Source organism: Colwellia sp. Bg11-12 (assembly GCF_014076955.1).
GTDB lineage: Bacteria > Pseudomonadota > Gammaproteobacteria > Enterobacterales > Alteromonadaceae > Colwellia_A.
The window spans coordinates 124,762-145,834 of record NZ_JACGUZ010000053.1 but is presented as its reverse complement, the minus strand read 5'-3'; the positions used below and the strand labels follow the sequence as shown (position 1 = coordinate 145,834).

Here is a 21,073-nt window from a genome sequence, read left to right as displayed (position 1 = left end):
CAGCATTTATGCTGGCTTTTTTTTATTTTAAGTGTTCAGTTTACACTTATATAAGTGTGGATTTAAGGGCGGTCATTAAGAATAAAGGTTTACATTATTATCGTTATTACATCCTACTAACCTTCAATATCGACATTCTACCGAGTTTGCCTTCCGCAAAAGAGTATTCTGTCCTATAGTCATTTCACTTTTTTAAACCTTACTATTCGAGGCCGTAATTTTGAAATTACACTTACCCCTGATATTGGCGACAAGTATTATCTCAAGCTTAACCTTAAGTGCTTGTGTTGCTACAGACAACAACCCATTACAAACAAGTAGCTTTTCTCCAAGAGCTGAAAATCGTGACCTTTTTCAAGAACAAGCCTTTATGCGTTCTGAGCGTGTATCGAATGTTGACTATGACTTAACCTTTGATTTAACCGGCGGGGAAAGCTTTTCCGCTATATCGGTTATTAACTTTGATTTAACCGGTGCCAAATCACCTTTGACCCTTGATTTAGATGAAGCGACAATTACCCAATTAGTTGTTAATGGCAAAAAGGTAACAGCAAACTACAATAATTGGTTTATTACTTTAGCCAGTAGCGATTTGAAAGAGGGGTTTAATACGGTCGCGGTGAGTTTTGATCGCAAACACAGTACAGATGGTGAAGGCTTGCATCGCTTTGCTGACCCTGTTGATGGGAGAGTGTATTTATATTCTCATTTTGAGCCGGCAGCTGCTCATCAAATGTTTGCTTCATTTGATCAACCTGATTTAAAAGCCAATTATCAAATGACCGTTTCAGCACCCGCTGAATGGCAAGTATTCAGTGCCATGAAAGAAACAAGTATCGACATGAAAGGTGATAAAAATGTTTGGCATTTTGATCGCACTTTAAAGTTGAGTCCTTATAACTTTTCATTGCATGCAGGGCCTTATAAAAAGTTTGAAGATAACTCAGGTAAATATCCAATGCGATTATTTACTCGCCAGTCAGTAGCAAGCCAAGTTTCACCGAGTGATTGGTTTAAATATACCAAAGCAGGGATTGGTTTTTTTGAAGATTACTACGGAGTCGATTACCCTTTTAGAAAGTATGATCAAGTTTTAGTCCCTGATTTTTTATACGGCGCAATGGAGAATGCAGCAGCAATTACCTTTGGTGAAGCTGGTTTTTTAACCAATGGAGAAATGAGCCGTAGTCAACGTAATCGCCTAGCAACTGTTATTATGCATGAAATGGCACATCAATGGTTTGGTAACTTAGTGACCATGAAATGGTGGAATGGTTTATGGTTAAATGAAAGTTTTGCCGCATTCATGGCAACATTAGCAACAGCAGAAGCAACAGAGTTTACGGATGCATGGCGTTCGTTTTATGCTGGCGGCAAACAGTCGGCATACCGAGCGGATCAAAGTATTACAACGCATCCCATTGAAGTGCCAATTCCTTCAACAGCCAATGCTTTTGATAATATTGACGCTATTACTTATTCAAAAGGTGCTTCAACGTTAAATCAATTACGTTATTTATTAGGAGAAGAAACTTTTAGACGAGGTATTCATAACTACCTTACCAGTAATGCATATAAGAATGCGGTTTTAGATGACTTCATTGACAGCCTAGCAAAAGCAAGTGGACGTAATCTAGATAATTGGAAACAAGAATGGTTATATAAGGCTGGTGTAAATACTATCTCCGCTAATTTTCAATGTGAAGCGGGTAAGATTTCTCAATTTGAATTAATACAAACAGCGAAAGAAAGTTTTCCAACGTTACGTGAGCAAAAAGTTCAACTTGGGCTGTTTAACGTTGAAGGCAATCAGTTTAACTTAACGCAAAAAACGGCGGTTACTTACCAAGGTGAAATCACCAATGTTAGTGAGTTAGTGGGTAGCCAATGTCCTGATTTAGTTTATTCAAACTATGAAGATTGGGGATTTGTACAAGTTAATCTAGATGAAGTTTCATTTGCCACAGCCAAGCAACATTTAAGCAAAGTCACTGACCCATTATTACGTTCAATGTTATGGCAAAGTCTTTGGGATAGTGTACGTGAGGGACAATTACCTTTAAATGAATATTTGGATGTTGCGCTTATTAACATTTCTGCAGAAACCGATTATACCATTCTAGGACAAGTATTAGGCCAAATGTCTTCAGCGAGAAGTTATTTGAATTTAACTCTCGGTAAAGATCATGCGTATACGCGAAGCGTTAACGATAAGTTTGAAACGTTAGCTTGGCAAAATACCTTAGCGAATAAAGATAAGAAAAACCATTTACGTCGTTGGTTTGGGTCTTATCGAAGTGCAGCAAGCTCTGAAAATGCATTAAATAACTTAGTTCAATTACTGAATGGTGATTTAATCGTTGAAAATCTAAAAATCAGTCAAGATTTACGTTGGAGTATTATTGGTCAGTTAAGCCGCTTTTCTCATAAAGATGCTGAAAAGTTAATTGCTGCTGAACTTAAAACTGACAACTCTGATACTGGGTTGAAAGCGGCTATTTTTGCAGAAGTCATCGCACCAATTTCTGCTGTTAAAGAGCAGTGGTTAGCTAAAATACAAAGTAAAGACTCAACGTTGAATTTTTCTAAAATTAGAACGGCTATGGGAGCTTTATATACATCAGAACAAGTTGAGTTAAACGAAGCTACAGCAGATGAACGTATCGCTTCTTTACCTGAAATTGACAAAGCCAATAACCACACTTTTATGCGAAGTTATGCGGGAAGGTTAATTCCTTCAACGTGTAATGACAATAGTGTGCAACGTTTACGTAAAGCTGTGGATGAGTTTACTGATTTAGCGGCAGGTACTCGTCGTTCATTATTGGTGACTTTACAAGCAGATGAGCGTTGTTTAACCATTAAAAATGCGTTGACTGTAAAATAGTTCATATAAGCTTATAGTCTTAGGTTGAAGTGAACTTCAGCCTATGACTGTTGTTCATTTTTGTAATATCTCTCAGTTTCTTCTAAATAAGTATAATCATCTACTTAACCCAGCCAAATACCCACGTTAATTATTTCGCTCAAAAATTTATAAATGCTAGTATGTATTAATCAAATAACTAACTAAAAAAAGGATTTATTATGCGTTTATTTACAGTAGCTATTACTTGTTTTGCTTTATCAGCTTGTAGCAATATAGCCACTAAAAACGGTGCTTCACAATGGGATTTTGATCACAATATTCAGTTTAAGCAAACAAAACTGGCTGAAAATAAATATCACTTAGAGGTGAACCCAAAGTCTGACACCCATTTTGATAAACTTGCTACTTTTATGATGAGACAATCTTACGAGATTTGTGGCACTTATGGTTTTACCATTGAAGTGTTAAAAGGTATTGAAAAGTTTGATGACAGAAAATCGTTTCCAAATTTAATTATGCCTTCGTTATCAGCTAATATTGAATGCGCTAGTCAGTAGAGGCATTTCTTGGCAATGTAAACTCCTCCCAAATACTCATTTAATTACGACCCAGTTAAGTGAGTATAATCCTCGCATTGCTATGCTATTTTACTATTTAGATGATTAAAATAAAAAAGGATTACTTATTTTAGTTGATAGTAAGTTTTACCTCACTCAACCAAAATAAATAACCCTCATATTTCTAAGTCTATTTATATGTATCGCTTAAAATAGAGTCCCTCATTAAGGACTCTATATAGTTGATTACATTACGGTAATAGGTACTGCTTGAGCAGTATACTTAGTCGTCATCTCATGCGTAGGAGGAGCAAATCGAGTTAAATCGATACCCTCTACTGCTGACTTATACTCTTCGATTGTTGGGAAACGACCAAGCATCGTTGAAAGTACAACTAACGGTGTAGAGCCAAGTAACGATTCGCCTTTTTTCTCAGCAGTATCTGCTACAACACGACCTTGGAATAAACGTGTTGATGTTGCAATAACCGTGTCACCAGGTTCAGCTTTTTCTTGGTTACCCATACATAAGTTACAGCCTGGGCGTTCAAGGTACATGATGTTTTCGTACTTAGTACGTGCAGCATTTTTAGGTACAGCATCGTCAAATTCGAAACCTGAATATTTTTGTAAAATATCCCAATCGCCTTCAGCTTTAAGCTCATCAACAATATTGTAAGTTGGTGGTGCAACAACTAATGGAGCTTTAAATTCTATCTTGTTACCTTGTGCTTCCATATTACGGAACATTTGAGCGATAATTTGCATATCACCTTTGTGAACCATACATGAACCAACAAAACCTAGGTCAACTGATTTATCAGCGTAGTATGAAACAGGGCGAATAACATCATGAGTATAACGTTTAGAAGCATCGTCGTTGTTTACATCTGGATCAGCAATCATTGGCTGGTCGATAATATCTAAATCAATTACCACTTCAGCGTAGTATTTAGCATTATCATCTGGTGATAATGCAGGTGTTTCACCTGATTTAATGCCTTCGATGCGTTGGTCTGCTAAGGCGATTAAACCGTTAAGTGTTTTCGCTTCGTTTTCCATACCCTTGTTGATCATTATCTGGATACGGCTCTTAGCAAGCTCAAGTGACTGAATTAATGTTTCATCTTCAGAAATACAGATAGAGGCTTTTGCCTTCATTTCTGCAGACCAATCAGTAAAGGTAAATGCTTGGTCAGCTAATAATGTACCGATATGCACTTCAATGATACGACCTTGGAAGACATTCTCGCCATCAAATTGCTTAAGCATTTGCGCTTGAGTAGAATGAACTACATCACGGAAATCCATGTGGCCTTGCATCTTACCTTTAAAAGTAACTTTTACAGACTCAGGGATTGGCATAGCCGATTCACCTGTGGCAAGCGCGATTGCTACTGTACCCGAGTCAGCACCAAAGGCTACACCTTTAGACATACGAGTATGCGAGTCACCACCAATGATGATTGCGCGATCGTCTACGGTAATATCATTTAATACTTTATGAATAACATCAGTCATTGCATGGTAAACGCCTTTCGGGTCACGTGCAGTAATAAGACCGAACTTGTTCATGAATGCCATTAATTTAGGAATGTTAGCTTTAGCTTTACTGTCCCAAACTGACGCTGTATGACAACCTGATTGGTATGCACCGTCTACTAGTGGAGAAATAGTAGATGCTGCCATCGCTTCAAGCTCTTGACATGTCATAGGGCCTGTCGTGTCTTGAGAGCCAACAATGTTAACTTTAACGCGAACATCTGAGCCTGCATGTAATGGAGTGTTCGATGTTACACCAACAGCGTTGTTATTAAAGATTTTTTCAACAGCGGTTAAACCTTGACCTTCATGAGAAATTTCTTTTGAAGTGGCATATACCGGTGGTGTGGCTATGCCAAGTGTTTTAGCCGCGAACGTTTGTAATTTCTTACCAAAGGTTACCGCGTAAGAACCACCTGCTTTCATGAATTCTACTTTCTGTGGTGTGAAGGCTGAAGATATATCCGCAAGCTCTTTGTCACCGTTGTACAATTTCTTCGCTTTGGTATCGATAGTTAATACGGTACCCGTCGCTACAGAATAAGCTTCCTCTAAAACTGCATCACCATTTGCATCAACAACGGCTTTGCCACTTGCATCTACTTTCTTAACCCAGTTTTTAAGGTCAAGACCAATGCCGCCAGTTACATCAACGGTTGTTAAGAATATTGGAGAAATACCATTAGTACCCGCAACTATAGGTGCAATGTTAATAAACGGTACATATGGACTTGCTTGTTTACCTGCCAATAGTGCAACGTTGTTAACACCCGACATACGAGATGAACCAACACCCATAGTGCCTTTTTCAGCGATAAGCATGACTTTCGCTTTAGGGTACTTAACTTGTAATGCTTTAATTTCTGCTTGAGCTTCTGGCGTGCTCATGCATTGGCCATGTAATTCACGGTCAGCACGTGAATGTGCTTGATGACCAGGAGATAATAAATCAGTTGAGATATCACCTTCACCGGCAATATAAGTGACTACTTCAACTTTTGCTTCAACTTCAGGTAACTTAGTGAAGAATTCAGCTTGGGCGTAGCTTTCTAAAATATCTTTCGCAAGTGCGTTGCCTGCTTTAAATGCAGCTTCAAGACGCACTGTATCAGCGTCATATAAAAATACTTGAGTTTTTAAAACTTCTGCCGCTGGTTTTGCTACTGCTGCGTCATCAGATAATGCTAAATCAAGAAGTACCTCAATTGAAGGGCCACCTTTCATATGAGATAACAATTCAAAGGCAAATGTTGGGGTTATTTCTGCGACAACTGACTGAGCTAGAATAATTTCTTTTAAAAATGCAGCTTTTACACCTGCAGCACTCGTTGTGCCTGGTAAGGTGTTATAAATGAAAAAGTTAAGCGAATCATCGCGATACTCATTTCCAGAATCTTTAATTTGAGCAATGATCTCTGATAATAGATCGGCAGAATCAATGGGTAGAGGCGCTAATCCTAGCTCATTCTTACGATTTTCAATTTCTTTAATGTACGCTAAATATAGACTCATTTAAAATTCTCTCTAGTTCTAATGTGCTAATAACATTGTCATCATTAGCAAGTAAAAATTTTGCTTATAGTTTACCTGATTTTTTGGCTACGACGAATCATTTGATTAAATAAGTATTATTCACCACAGTGATAACTAATGGAAAGTCTAGTTGTAGTGGTTATGTTGGTATTATTGTGTGTTGATAATATTGTAAAAGTGAGGTGAATTTCACTCTTTAGTCGAAAGGTTTACTTGGCGATATACTCACAATTGCTCATATTATAGCCTGAGCATAGATTGGGCATGGTCATTTATCGATGTTTTTTAGCTGCTACGGTTGGTTAATCTGTTATTAATGGCCTAACTTTTTAAGGACATTTTTCATATGACTTTTAAAGTTTTTCTCATCTTTTGATAAACCACAGTTAAACCGTGATGTCGTTTTACCTTGAAGGCCGATAACCGATAAATCTTCAGTTAACGTACAAGTTCCATTATCATCTTTAATGATACTAAAGCCATTCCCGACCTGACTAGCTGTTGAGCCAATTATCTTCTTTTGTGTATCCTCCACAAAAGAGTGCGGAACATAACTCGGTGTACCATGCATTAACGATCCTGTATTAGGTTTAACGAAGTTTTGCATGGCTTGGTCGATGATTTGCTGATTAATTTTATCTTTAAGGCGAGATAAATTTTGGGAAGGTGTGCGGTGTTTTACCTCATCAGGCTGTTGTTTTTTTAGCGGAGCAGTTATCGCTTTTTTTAAAGGACTTGATGGTTTAATTTCTGCCTTTTTTTGTGCAACGTCTTTAATGGCTAACTTTTTTTGTGGGACTTTTTTCTGTTCACTATCAACGGGAATTACTTTTTCTTGCTTATTTTCAATCGGTTTATAATAGATAAAACTATTAATAGGTACTTTTTTTGGTGCTTTGGTAAAATTATCGATCGGTTTATCTTTCGTATTACTTAACAGTAAAACAACAAGAATATGGAAAATAATAGAGAAAAAAATGGCAAATTTATAACCTTGTATTGTAAAACTCCTTGTAAATACTGTTTTTATATAACTGTTTACGTTATTGATTTTAATAAAATCACTTATTATTAAACATTCAAGTTAACGCCTTATTACTCGGCTAAATAGACCATAGATAAAAAGGTAAGTTCATCTTCTTGATGGTTTTTATAATTAAGTGGAATTTATCTAGAGTTAAGGGTGCCATAAACGATAAACGCGTATTTCCTTAGCGATAATGACTGACGTTATCTTAATTAAAGCTAAAGTGCGTAGTTTACCTATGTAAATTTAGTGTTATTAAAATAAATAGCATTATAATTTTCAATTACTTATAATGGGGTTAAGGCACAAGTCTTATTAATAATAAAAATCAAGGAAGTAAATAACATGAAAACAGCAATAATTACATCTCTTATCGTTGGTGCATTAACACTAGCAACAATGAACTCTGCAGCAGCTGAAACTACTAATAATAAAAAATTAAATCCTTGGCAAGACTGTGGTATTGGTGCAATGGTATTTCCTTCTAATGGAGTTGCTGCGGCAATTTCTAATATCATTTGGGATTTAGGTACAACAGCGGTAAGTTCAAATATTTCTTCACAAAATTCTTGTGATAGTGAACAGGCTAAAACGGCAATGTTTATCCAAGCAACTTTACCTGTGCTTGAGCAAGAAGTGGCTATTGGCGAAGGTGAATATGTAACAGCAATGCTAGAATTACGTGGATGTGAAGCAACAAGTCATACTGCTATAATCAATGCAGTGCGTAAAGATATTGCACAGCAACCTACAGATAACGCTGAAGCGTTATATAACGTTGTTGAAAATCAAGTAGCGACTAACTTTGTTGGTTCTTGTACAAACGCATAATAAATAAAAGTTATAATTACTATTAATGGGCCTTTATGGTCCATTTTTATTTTAATGAACAATAAATTATTGGATTTTTTGTGAAAGAATACTTGGCAAAGACAATCAAATTAACGTTTATTTTTATTCTTTATATTTTTTCACATTCAAGCCTCGCGAATGAACAATCATTAATAGAGTTCTCAACAAACAAACAATGGTTGAAATTATTGCACTACAAACCAGGTAGTTCTTCTGAAAGTTATATCACCAGCCCAGACTTTTTTCTAAGTTCATCTAGAATCATTTCTTCACTTGAAGAATTAAAAGCAACAATTACTGCGTTATATTTACCCATAAATAAAAATCAATCTCCTAATGAACATGCGTTGTGTAGGTTTCCTGCTCGATCGACCTTGATTCAACAACAGCTAAATTTAAGCACTTATGGTGAACTACCTACTATCGAGTGTGCTCAATATAAAATATGGCGTCAGCAAATAAAAGATGACTCAGTGAGTTTAGTTTTTGCCTCGGGTTATATGAGCAACCCCGCTTCTATGTATGGTCATATATTATTGAAATTTAGTGCCCATGATGCCAATAAAAGTAGTGAGCTTTTAGATACTAGTGTTAATTATGGTGCCATTGTACCAAGTAAAGAAAACCCATTACTTTATGTCTTGCGCGGTATTCTAGGTGGTTATGATGCTGCTTTTTCAGATCAGCAGTTTTTCAAACATAAGCATAATTATGGGGATATAGAGTTACGTGACATGTGGGAATATAAACTGGCACTCACGCCCAAAGATGTCGCTTTAATTGTTGATCATTTATGGGAAATATTACCTGCTAAGTTTGACTACTATTTCGTTGACGAAAACTGTGCCTATCATTTTGCCAAGTTGCTTGAGCTAGTATTAGATAAGTCTATTATAAGTGATGACAGTCTATGGGTACTGCCTAACGCAGTCGCAACAGGTCTTGCACAGGCAAAATATAAAAATAACCCTTTATTGGCAGAGGTGAACTTTATTCCCTCAAGAGAAACCGTATTGCATAACTATTATGACCAACTGACTATTAAGCAACAACAAATAGCGTTGTCGATTATTGTTAACGACTTTTCTTTTGACATAGATGATTATCAAGCCTTAGCCAACAATGAGCAAAAAGTGATTATTGAGTCTTTATTTCAATATATAAACGTTGTTGAACAACAAGAAAAAAATAGTGATGTCACTAAAGCAGGTAAAAAAAAGCTAATTAGAGAGCGGTTAGGTTTTTCTGCGGGTAAGGCTATTGGTTATCACAACAACAAAACTAATGCGGCACCTCACCTAGTCAGAAAACCCTCAAAATTTTCAGTTGGAATGGTCTCAATTGATCAAACAAAACTCTACAGTACTGCTGGCTTTAGAATGACCTATTTTGACGATTTATCATCAAGCGTGGGACGCAGTGATTTTTCTAATTTAGAAATGATTGATGTTGAATTAATCACTGATGGAAGCCAGGCTAAAATTTTAAAGCTAGATTTAATTGATATCAGTTCTTTGTATTTGCCTGCCATTCCATGGAAAAATAACGTGGCAGCGGCTTGGTCTGTAAAAGCAGGTTATGAGCAGTTGAGTAATGCCTGTATTGATTGTGGAATATATTTTACTGAAGGTAATTTAGGGAAGTCGGTACGTATAGGAAATAACAGCCTCGGGTATGCTATGGCGGGTGGTAAAGCTTTTTTTGGCAATAAAGGTGATATAACTATCCATGCTAAATTAGGTTTGATCACCTCAATTACAGAAAACTTAAAAGCTAAAATAGAGTTACAAAAAACATCAAATATTGCTTTGTCGAGTCGTTATGCCAGCTCTGTAAAATTAGCCATTAGTTATGAGTTTTCTCATTATTGGGATGTTCGATTTATGTTAGAGAATAAAGAAACTACATTCGCTGGCTTAACACTTAATTACTATTGGGGCTTCTGATTTCAGAGGCAATTTAATTAAATTGCCGTTAATCGTTCCTAAAATTCGTTATGGTTACTCAGTACGTTTTCCTACCAGCTTGCTTTTGCGTCGCTTTCGTACAAGCGCCAAACAAAGCCCAAACCAAAACTATAAGTGACATCTTTTTCATAAAGAGGACTTTCTTGGTTCGCTGCACCTTGGTGAAGTTGTGCTGAGCCTGCTAAAAAACCTCGGATATTCTTGCGAATAGGAAATGAAAGGCCGAGTGAAAATTCGGCGCCTAAATAGCCACCTTTAGCGTCATACGGCCTGCGATTATTATTGGCGAATTCTGGATCTACCTGATAAAAATAATCTTGTAACGCTTCGGTAGCGAAAGTAAAACTGAGTCCTACTTTTAATCCTGTCTCTTTAAAAATAACCCCGCGTTGTTGATATGAAAGTGTCGGTTCGATAACAAAACCACGGTCGTCTATACGATTAAAATCAGTAGAAAATACTGCCCTTGCTTGCAAGCGAGCTTTTAACCTTGCATCACCACCTTGCTCGAAGGTAAAGTCTTTAACTCTGTAGATAAATTGTGGCCCGATTTCAAAAAGAAAATCTAATTCAGGCATTCCAGCCCGTGAAGTATTGTCTTCACTGTCAGCAGAAAATGCACCACCAAAAGATAGGTCGAGTTCAAAGTCGCTTGTTTCAACGACAACCGCTCGCATGCCATTTTCTCCGCCAACACGAAACACATCACCTCTATAAATGACATAGGGTGCTGCTAATGCAATGAAATTTCGCTCACTCGATGCCGGATAATTAGCAACGTCTATAGCGCCACCACCGACACCAAATTCCCACAGTGGCTGGCTTTCATTTATATTTTCAAAACCGGTTAAGCCCCGAACAGGCGACTCACCTTTGTCGTTAGCAGCAACAACTGACACAAAAAACATTGAGGTAAAAATGGCTAAAGACAAAGATTTAATCAAGTACATTCAACAACCTTGCTAAAAATGGAGGGATTTTACTCTTTCATCATAATGCATTAACTGGGGGGAAATTAACACGACTTTATTTACTTGAAAGGTCGATATACATTTTGATTTTTAATCGCTGTATTCACCTTGTGTTACTTTTTCTTTACATCGGTTTATCGTGTCAGTGTCTTCTAGGTTAGAGTAACAGAGAGTCATAAACCTTACTTACTGCGCTAAATATTCAATATATATTGCCAAGATACTTTCTCTAATCACTAATAATCATAACTCGTTACAATTGAATGTTTAATAACCTTCAAAAGCTATTTGTATCTTACTTGTCTATCCGGATAAAATAACCTTAATTATAATTATAAAATCAACGGACAGATATGCGCCTTAATACACTAACTACTTCATTATTATTGTCATTATTTTTTGTGACGGCTTTAAGCGCTTGTAATGAAGAAATCGTCGAAGAGAAAGAAAAAAAAGTTTATAAGGTGCCAGTCGAAACAACATTCGTTGAGAATAGAACCATTACTAATACTTATCGAACTACAGCGGTACTTGAAGCAAAAGCTGAAAGTAAAGTGACCAATAAAGTCACAGGAATGATTAATAAAATATTAGTTGAAGAGGGAATGTCTGTTACTAAAGGACAAGTGTTAGCTGAAATTGATTCAGAAAATTATTTGTTAGAGCTTGAACGTACCTCTATCGATGTTGATTCAGCTTCTGCTGAATTTAATCGTAGTAAACCCATCGACGGCAAACAGTTAATATCAGCTAAAGACTTAGAAAAACTCGAGTTTTTAGTGAAAACGAGAAAAAACCAACAAAAAGTTGCCGCAATACAAGTACGTGACTCGAAAGTTAGAGCGCCAATAACCGGTGTTATCGCATCAAGAATGGTGAAAGAAGGAAACATGACCGCTAATGCTGGCAGTGAAATGTTTACTATTGTGGCACTCGATACCTTACAAGGTGTTGTTTATTTACCTGAATCAGAAATGAATAATGTTCATGTGGGACAGCAGGCTTATTTAAACTTTCCGGCTAATGCAAAAGCAGTGCCTGCAACCGTTGGTCTGATTTCTCCTATTATTGATACGGAGTCAGGTACTTTTAAAGTAACCTTAAAAGTTAACAATGATGATCACGTTTTAAAGCCGGGTATGTTTGCAAAAGTGTCATTAACACTTGATGTGCATGACAATGCGCAAATAGTGCCACAAAGAGCCTTACTGGTTACTGACACAGAAACGAGTTTATTCGTGATTCAAGACAATAAAGCTAAGAAAATCACGGTTGTTACTGGTTTTGAACAAGATGGTTTTGTTGAAATACTAACGCCATTAAACACTGACGAGCCTATCGTTATTGTTGGTCAACAAGGATTGAAAGTTGATAGTGCTGTAAAAATAATAGGTCAAGCAGAGACGATGGAGCAGAACGCTGAACTAAGTACTGATAATAAGACCGTTAAGGTAAATGCTGATAATCAAGCAGCGCAAGACAAATAAGATTTGAACTTGTTTTTACCTAATCGTTAAATTTAAAGGAATTATTATTTATGAGTATTGTTAGTACGGTGGTTAAACGCCCGGTAACGGTAGCGATGTTTACACTCGCTGTAATGTTATTTGGGATGGTGGGTTTTTCACGTCTCTCTGTTTCATTGTTACCCGACCTATCTTATCCGACGTTAACCGTAAGAACGGATAATGCTGGTGCCGCTCCTGCTGAAATAGAGCAACTGATCAGCAAACCTATTGAAGAATCTGTCGGTGTTGTTAAAGGCATACGTAAAGTACATTCCATCTCAAAAGCTGGACAGTCTGATGTGGTTATTGAGTTTGAATGGGGCGTAGCAATGAATTTTGCCACGCAAAATGTTCGTGAAAAACTTGATATTATTGCCCTGCCTAAAGATGTTAATAAACCCATTATTCTGCGTTTTAATCCCGCACTTGACCCTATTATCCGTTTAGGACTGTCAACTGAAAATACCCATCCTCGCGCATTAAAAAAGATACGTACCTTTGCAGAACAAGAAATAAAACGGCAGCTTGAAACTATTTCAGGCGTTGCCGCTGTTCAACTAGGCGGCGGTTTACAGCAAGAAATACAAGTTGTTTTTGATCAAGAAAAAGCAGCACGCCGAGGTATAACGGCACAAAGTATTGTTTCACGTATTCAAAGTGAAAATATTAACATGTCGGCGGGTCGTGTTTACGACGGTCAGCAAGAGTATTTAGTACGTACCGTTAATCAATTTGTTTCACTAGAACAACTCGGCAATATGATTGTTAAACAAGCTGATGGCAAAACCATTTACCTTAAAGATATTGCTCAAGTGATTGATGGTGAAAAAGAACGTACCGATATTACCCGTATCAATAACAATGAAGCGATTGAACTGGCAATCTATAAAGAGGGCGATGCTAATACGGTCACCGTGGCAAAAGCGGTGAATGCCAAATTAGCCAAGCTTGAAGAGACCTTACCTGAAGAACTCACTTTTACCGTTATTTATGACCAATCTGAATTTATTGTCAATGCGGTAGACGAAGTTAAAAGTGCGGCGCTTATTGGTGGATTACTTGCCATGCTGATTTTATATTTATTCTTGGGTAATTTTTTCAACACGATTATTATCTCGTTAGCGATCCCTATTTCAATTATTGCTACCTTTAATTTAATGTTTGCTAATGATATTAGTCTTAATATTATGTCATTAGGAGGTATTGCCTTAGCGGTTGGCTTATTGGTTGATAATGCGATTGTTGTGCTTGAAAACATTGCTCGATACCGCGAAAAAGGCGCGAGTATTATTGATGCGGCAATTAAGGGTACCGATGAGGTGTCGGGTGCCGTTATTGCCTCGACATTAACCACGTTAGCGGTGTTTTTTCCTTTAGCTTTTGTAACCGGTTTTGCCGGGCAGTTATTCAGTGACCAAGCGATGACCGTTACTTTTGCTTTGCTTGCTTCTTTGGTTGTTGCCTTAACGTTAATTCCAATGCTGGCATCACGCCAATTTAGCCAACATAAACTGACACCAGAAAATGAGAATAACGATAACTCATTAGTCAAAGAAATAGCTAAAACGCCACTGACTAAAAGGAAGAAAACCGTTAAAGTTATGCTTCATATTTTGGGATTCCCCTTCTTATTTATTTTTAATTACTTACCTTTGTTTTTCACCAAGGTATTGTTACTTATTACTAATTTAATCACTAAAGTGCTTAGTTTTATTTTTAAACCCGCGCATAGAGTCTTTAGTTTTTATTTTGAAAAACTCGCCTCAGCTTACAGTCGTTTATTAAAGTTGGCGTTAAAAAACAGAACGGTTTTAGTCGGTCTTAGTTTGTTCTTTGCGATTGCAGTAATGAGTTTATTACCCAAAATTGCTGTTGAATTAGTGCCTGAAGTGGCAAAGTCAGAATTTACCATTGAGTTAACTCTGCCACAAGGCACGCCCATTAATATCACCGATATGCGGTTAAAAGACCTTGCGGCCACTATTGCGAAAGATGAACGGGTAAAACACAGCTACTCATTAGCGGGGAGTGGAAGCTTAATGATGAGTTCAGCCAGTAAAGGTGGCGAAAACTGGGGACAACTTTTGGTAGCACTTTACAGCAGTGACGATCTTGAATCAGTCAAAGCTGTGGTCCGCGCTAAAGTTGCTCAAATGGCAGATGTAAATGCTGAAATAGCACAAACAGAAATGTTTACGACGGAGCGTCCACTGCAAATAATTTTGTCAGGTTATGACCTTGTTGCTCTTAAAAAATACAGCGACCAACTTATACAAAATATGTCGATGGATAACCAGTTTATTGACTTAAACAATAGTTTGCGTGCGGGTCAACCTGAATTAAAAATTAGCTTTGACAACGAACGCTTAGCAAGTTTAGAGCTAAAAGCGTCGGATATAGCTGATCAGTTAGTGACTAAAATTGCAGGCTCAGTCGCGAGTAAATATAACTTACAAGACAGACAGGTCGATATTCTAGTGCGCGCTGATGAAAACTCAAGAAATTCAGCACAAGCTATTCGTCAATTAACGGTTAATTCGCAGCAAGAAAAATCTTTGCCGTTGGCCGCCGTAGCGGATATTACAGAAAGTATTGGTCCGAATGAGATTAACCGAATTGATCAAAGCCGTGTTGCTATTATTTCAGCTTCACTCGCTTACGGTGATTTGTCTGAAGCAGCAGCTAAAGCAGAAGAATTGGTTAAAGAGCTCTATTTACCCTTTAACATCAAATCAAGAGTGGCAGGGCAAAATGAAGAAATGGAAAGCTCTTTTTCTTCATTAATGATGGCGTTAGCGTTAGCGGTGTTTTTAGTCTATTTAGTGATGGCTTCACAGTTTGAATCGTTATTAAATCCGTTTATTATTTTATTCTCTATTCCATTAGCCGTGCTAGGTTCGGTATTAGGCTTATATGTTACCGGGACTAATATCAGCGTTATCGTACTCATTGGTATTATCATGCTAACGGGTATTGTGGTGAATAATGCGATTGTCTTAGTGGACCGAATTAATCAACTACGCCATAAAGGCGTGGATAAACTTGCCGCGATTATGGACGCTAGTCGTTCACGTTTTCGCCCAATTATCATGACATCGTTAACCACTATTTTAGGTTTAGCGCCATTGGCATTTAGCAGTGGAGAAGGCTCTGAATTAAGAGCGCCTCTTGCTATTACGGTAATGAGCGGTTTACTGGTTGCAACAATGCTAACGTTACTTTTAATTCCTGTTTTGTATAGCTTGTTTGACCGAAAAACCTATATTGTCGAAAGCGATGATTTTGATAACGATAGCTTTGAAAGCCAGCAATCTAATAGCGCAACGTCTAATAACACAGTCGAGGCGTAAAATGACAAATTCAACGTCTAAAAAGAAAACAGGTAAGCAAAGTATTTTCGACTTACCCGCAACTGTTTGGTTAACTGCTTTAGCGATAAGGCGACCCGTTACTACGGCAATGTTGATGTTATCGCTTTTTGTTACCGGTCTTGTTGCGAGTAAATTATTGCCACAAGAAAGCTGGCCTGCTCTGAATATTCCTATGGCTTTTATCAATGTCCCGTATAACGGCGCAACACCTGAAGAAGTTGAACGCTTAATTACCCGGCCAATAGAAGAAGCAGTTTCTACCTTGGGGGGGATCACTGAAATGCGCTCTACCAGTCGAGCGGACAGTGCTTCAATTCGGGTCATGATGGATCTTGGCATTGACCTCGATAGTAAAATATTAGAGGTCCGTGAAAAAGTTGACATGGTACGCCATCTCTTACCTGATGATGTTCAGAGAGTTATGGTGCAAAAGTTTTCCACCGAAGACTTACCAGTAATAAGCTTAGTGTTATCAGGAGATAAAAACCTTTCTAGCGCTTATGACTTCATCGATAAGAAACTGAAAAATCCACTTGAGCGTCTTCAAGGTGTTGGCAAGGTTGAAATGCGTGGCGTTGTGCAACCCAACATAGAAATTCACCTCGACAGCATTAAACTGGCAATGAACCGTGTTGATCAAGCTAAGTTATTGCAAGACTTACGCGACAGTAATTTTTTAGTTAAGTCAGGTTCAATCCTTAATGGTGGTCGAAAGTTCAGAGTGTCACCAGACGGTGAATATCACAGTTTAGCAGACATCAAAAACTTTCAAGTAAAAGCCGGTGTCAGGTTAAGTGAAGTGGCTACGGTGAGCTTAACCTCTCCGCCAAAAAACAGTGAGATAAGAACAGATAGAAAAAAATCAGTTGGTCTAGAAGTGTTTAAAGAGTCTGATTCAAATGTTGTTGATGTAACTAATAGCATTGTCGCTTTAATTGAAGAACTTCGCCAAGATGATGACTTTAAAGCGATTACTATTGGTATCAAAGATAATAGTGGTGAAGAAATTCAAGAGTCATTAGGTGATTTATTAAAGGCGGGCGCGTTAGGTATTGTTTTGTCTTTTATTGTTTTATTTATATTCTTGCGTAATAGCCATATTACCTTTGTCGTTGTTGCTTCCGTGCCTATTTCGTTAAGTTTTGCTTTAGCAGGCATGTATTTTATGGGCTACACCCTAAACATGCTGTCGCTGGCAGGGCTTTTTATTGCGGTTGGTTTATTAATTGATAACTCTGTCGTTATTTGTGAAAGCATTCTTCAGCAACAAGACAAAGCATTAACATCGATAGAAAAAATTCTAAAAGGTGTGGATAACGTCAGTATTGCCATTATCAGTGGCACACTCACCACTACTATTGTTTTTATGCCACTCTTGATGGGTGAAAAAAACTTTATTACCATTTTAGTCGAGCAAATAGCCGTGGCGATTTGTTTACCTTTATTGGCGTCGTTAATTATTTCAAAAACCGCTATCCCATTAATGCTTAGCCGTGTCGACAAAAAGGCTTTATCGTCAGTGGTAACCCAAGGGAAGTTAGATCGCTGGTATCGGCCCAATTTGAAAAGAGTACTTACTCACCCTAAAATAACTGGCTTTTGCATTTTACTACTCTGTATTAGTGGCGTATTGACCAAGCAAATGGTCAATGTTAATGGCGAGAAGGGCACAACGGTCAAAGAAATTAATATTGTTTATCATATTCAAGGGCAACAACAATTAGCTGATGTCAGTAAATTAGTTGATGAGATGGAAGAGTACCTATACGACAACCAACAAGCCTTCGAATTTAAACAAGTGAACAGCCGAATTTGGTCGAATTTTGCCATGTCTCGGATAAAACTTAATGATGACTATTCAAAAACACTTTACGACCTCAAAGCAGAAATAAAAAAAGGCTTTCCTGATACAGCTATCGCTCAACCGTCATTTGACTGGTCAGATCAAAAACAAAATTTAGTTAAACTTACGTTAAATGGTAGTTCGACTAAACGTTTAATCGAAATGAGTGAATCGGTGATTAGTCAGTTAAGCAATGTTGAAGGTTTTGCTGAAGTGGGTATAGACAACGAAGATAAGAATAGAGAGTTAGTGCTTCGTATCGATCGCGAGAAGGTGTCGCGTTTAGGTTTAAACACACAAGATATTGCTAGCCGTATTTCTAGTGCACTTCGCGGTACTAACCTGCGTTCATTTCGTGATGCTAAATTAGGTGAAATTGATATTCGCTTGGTTTATCACGAAGAACAAGCCGTCCCGCTTGAGCGTATCAAAGAGCTACCTATTTACGAGAGTAAAGGGAGGGTCATTACTTTGCAGCAATTAGTTGTTTTTGATACGCAACCGATAATGCAACAAATTACGCGTTCAAACCGAAGAACTACTTTGGGTATTTCTATTAATTTAGCTGATTTAAGCCGCGTGGAAGCATCGACGAAAATTAAAGAAGTAATGGACAATATTGTTTTTCCTTCAGGGTATGATTGGAACTTAGGACGCCAATTTGCGCAAGATGAAAAAGCTGCGAAAGACATGATGATGAATATGTTTCTTGCGTTAGCCCTTATCTTTATTGTGATGGCAGCGCTTTTTGAATCGCTACTTATGCCTATTGCCATCTTGTCTTCTATTGGTTTAGCGTTTATTGGAGTGTACTGGACTTTTGCTATTTTAGGGATGGGTTTAGGCGAAACAGGCATGATAGGTATGTTAATTTTAATGGGGATCGTGGTGAATAACGGTATTGTGCTCATCGATCAAATTAACAAGTTGAAGATAGAAACAGAAAACATCATGACGCCTATTATCGAAGCATGTGTTAGTCGTATTAGACCCATTTTTATGACGGTAGCGACCACCATTATTGGTATGGTGCCCTTAGCTTTAGCATCAAGTGACAGCCAAGCTTACCCGATGGCAGTAGCGATTATTGGTGGTTTGTTATTTTCAACATTTACCAGTTTGTTTTTGGTGCCGTTTTGTTATCTGATGCTTGTAAAACTAGGTGAGCGCTCAAGCAAGCGATTTGCTATGGCCAAGGCCTTTGCAGATAAAAAAATTCCGCTATAGGTTATCGCTAACAGCGTTTTATAAAGGGGGCGTGAGCAAGAAATGTTAACTCCCCCTTATGCAATAAATATTCTATAATAGAGGTATCGAACACTTTCCGAGTTATTCTATGGAATACGAATTTATAAATGACCCCACCACACGCTATGCGAAAGCAAAATTCTCTTTTGAGCATGAAGTTTTTGGACCATGGTTAGAGGTAGAAGTTGGCAATGATCCTCAAAAATTAACCGCATTATTAAATGTTATTGATAAAGCTGAGCACTCAAGCGCACAAGAGCATGAAATAGTTGGTAGTGAGTATACGGTTAGGATTATTGAAAAAGATGTTTCTATTGCCGCTAACGCGAGCTTAAATGGTGTTGAAGCTTTACCTGAAGCACTCAGTGCAGATGATATAGACTTTGACGATCAAGAGTCAGCAAGTTGTGGTCTAGAAGACTTTCGCGAATTATTATTGTCTTGGGCAAGATTCACCACACATTAACTCACTCGGTTAATCTTAAGTCAGTCATTCGTTATTGATAGATGAATAACGTTTTGATCCTATTTACACTTTTATTATTTATACCTTTTCTGATAACAATGACTTTTGGCACTGTTGTCTGACTCCACTTTTTCTTATTCTTTTACAAACTTTGTAGGAGAATAAAATGCCGATAACACGTAAAACCCCTTTCGAACTTTCTAAGCTGACTATTGATAGATCTCCGCAAACTAACACTGCGGGGCTATCAGGTAACTATATCGGTATGTTGATTGTTACGTTACTCAGCACAAGTTTATATTTTGTCGGTCAGACACTGTTTTATCCAACAAGTGCTGCTGAAATTATTAATCACCTTGAAACTGATAAAAAAGGAGTAAATGAGTCAGTTAACGTAGATATTCAGCAACACTCCCCTACAACCCATGATGTAAATACAGCAGAAACCATAAATAACAGCGTACTTGACGCAAGCGGCCATGTGGTTGCGAGGCGCATAGCCACAGTATCTTCTCGTGTAACGGGTAAGCTAAACCGTTTGAATATTGAGGAAGGACAAACGGTAAGTAAATTAGAAATACTCGCCGAGCTTGATGATAAGCAAGCATCGATTTCATACCAACTTGCTTTAGCGGAATTATCGGCAAAGCAAGCGGGTTTTGACGAGTTCACTTTACTTTTTAAACAGCAAGCTCAGCGATTTAAGCGTAATCAGACGTTGGCCAGTAAAAATCTGATCAGTGAACAATTACTTGAAGACAGTGCTTTTAGAAATGCACAACTCGCCATCCAAATACGTAATAAACAAGCCATGGTTGATTCAGCAAAGCAACGAGTTGAATTGGCGCAGTATCAGTTAAATCAGCATAAAATTCGCGCGCCATTTAATGGTGTCGTGATCAGTAAAAATGCCCAAGTGGGTGAGCTTATTTCAGCAGGATCTTCTGGTGGTGGTTTTATTCGTACAGGTGTCGGCACTATTGTTGATATGAGTTCGTTAGAAATTGAAGTTGAAGTAGGTGAGAGCTATATCAATCGCGTTTATCCCGGACAAAAAGTATTCGCTAAATTAGATGCATACCCGCAATGGAGTATTAGTAGTGAAGTCGTTGCTGTTATACCTACCGCAGATCGTCAAAAAGCGAGCATTAAAGTCAGGGTGAAATTGTTAACAGCAGATCCTCGGATTTTACCCTATATGGGGGTAAAGGTCAGCTTTATGAAAAAGGATGAACGCTCGTTAGACGCCCCCTGAGCCGCTCAAATAACCACGTAGATATAGCCGCACTTTAATGAAAGCCTCTGTCCAGATTTTAGGA

The 21,073-nt window shown here is 37.8% G+C and carries 12 protein-coding genes; 9 read left to right on the top strand and 3 right to left on the bottom strand.

Going from position 1 to position 21,073, the window contains the following annotated elements; translation table 11 throughout:
* Positions 1-220 precede the first annotated feature (220 nt).
* Together pepN and H4J39_RS04270 are read left to right on the top strand one after the other, a co-directional pair.
* The gene (pepN, locus tag H4J39_RS04275; RefSeq protein WP_259368751.1) at positions 221-2,887 is read left to right on the top strand and encodes an aminopeptidase N; all 2,667 of its coding nucleotides are present in this window, start codon (positions 221-223) and stop codon (positions 2,885-2,887) included.
* Between the two features lie 200 nt (positions 2,888-3,087).
* Complete coding sequence (locus tag H4J39_RS04270; protein WP_182226142.1) at positions 3,088-3,426, top strand: hypothetical protein; 339 nt, start codon at positions 3,088-3,090, stop codon at positions 3,424-3,426.
* 246 nt (positions 3,427-3,672) lie between these two features.
* On the opposite strand, the gene H4J39_RS04265 is transcribed toward H4J39_RS04270, so the two are convergent.
* The gene (locus H4J39_RS04265; protein WP_182226141.1) at positions 3,673-6,480 is read right to left on the bottom strand and encodes a bifunctional aconitate hydratase 2/2-methylisocitrate dehydratase; all 2,808 of its coding nucleotides are present in this window, start codon (positions 6,478-6,480) and stop codon (positions 3,673-3,675) included.
* A gap of 334 nt (positions 6,481-6,814) precedes the next feature.
* Positions 6,815-7,108 carry a hypothetical protein gene (locus H4J39_RS04260; RefSeq protein ID WP_182226140.1) on the bottom strand — a complete coding sequence of 98 codons (294 nt, stop codon included), beginning with the start codon at positions 7,106-7,108 and terminating at the stop codon, positions 6,815-6,817.
* Between the two features lie 765 nt (positions 7,109-7,873).
* On the opposite strand from H4J39_RS04260, the gene H4J39_RS04255 reads away from it, so the two are divergent.
* The gene (locus H4J39_RS04255) at positions 7,874-8,359 is read left to right on the top strand and encodes a DUF3015 family protein (RefSeq protein WP_182226139.1); all 486 of its coding nucleotides are present in this window, start codon (positions 7,874-7,876) and stop codon (positions 8,357-8,359) included.
* Positions 8,360-8,439: 80 nt separating this feature from the next.
* Positions 8,440-10,326, top strand: coding sequence for a DUF4105 domain-containing protein (locus tag H4J39_RS04250; protein ID WP_182226138.1), 1,887 nt, complete (start codon positions 8,440-8,442; stop codon positions 10,324-10,326).
* 71 nt (positions 10,327-10,397) lie between these two features.
* Here H4J39_RS04250 and H4J39_RS04245 read toward each other — a convergent pair whose 3' ends face one another.
* Positions 10,398-11,297, bottom strand: a complete 900-nt coding sequence (locus tag H4J39_RS04245; RefSeq protein ID WP_182226137.1) for a MipA/OmpV family protein — start codon at positions 11,295-11,297, stop codon at positions 10,398-10,400.
* Positions 11,298-11,671: 374 nt separating this feature from the next.
* Here H4J39_RS04245 and H4J39_RS04240 point away from each other — a divergent pair, with 374 nt between their 5' ends.
* The 5 genes from H4J39_RS04240 (at position 11,672) to H4J39_RS04220 (ending at position 21,009) form a co-directional block, all read left to right on the top strand.
* Positions 11,672-12,805, top strand: a complete 1,134-nt coding sequence (locus H4J39_RS04240; RefSeq protein WP_182226136.1) for an efflux RND transporter periplasmic adaptor subunit — start codon at positions 11,672-11,674, stop codon at positions 12,803-12,805.
* Positions 12,806-12,855: 50 nt separating this feature from the next.
* The gene (locus H4J39_RS04235) at positions 12,856-16,176 is read left to right on the top strand and encodes an efflux RND transporter permease subunit (protein WP_182226135.1); all 3,321 of its coding nucleotides are present in this window, start codon (positions 12,856-12,858) and stop codon (positions 16,174-16,176) included.
* A gap of 1 nt (position 16,177) precedes the next feature.
* On the top strand, positions 16,178-19,267 hold the full coding sequence (locus H4J39_RS04230) for an efflux RND transporter permease subunit (RefSeq protein ID WP_182226134.1): 3,090 nt from the start codon (positions 16,178-16,180) through the stop codon (positions 19,265-19,267).
* Between the two features lie 109 nt (positions 19,268-19,376).
* Complete coding sequence (locus H4J39_RS04225; RefSeq protein ID WP_182172661.1) at positions 19,377-19,754, top strand: YacL family protein; 378 nt, start codon at positions 19,377-19,379, stop codon at positions 19,752-19,754.
* A gap of 166 nt (positions 19,755-19,920) precedes the next feature.
* Positions 19,921-21,009, top strand: coding sequence for an efflux RND transporter periplasmic adaptor subunit (locus H4J39_RS04220; protein ID WP_182226133.1), 1,089 nt, complete (start codon positions 19,921-19,923; stop codon positions 21,007-21,009).
* Positions 21,010-21,073 lie beyond the last annotated feature (64 nt).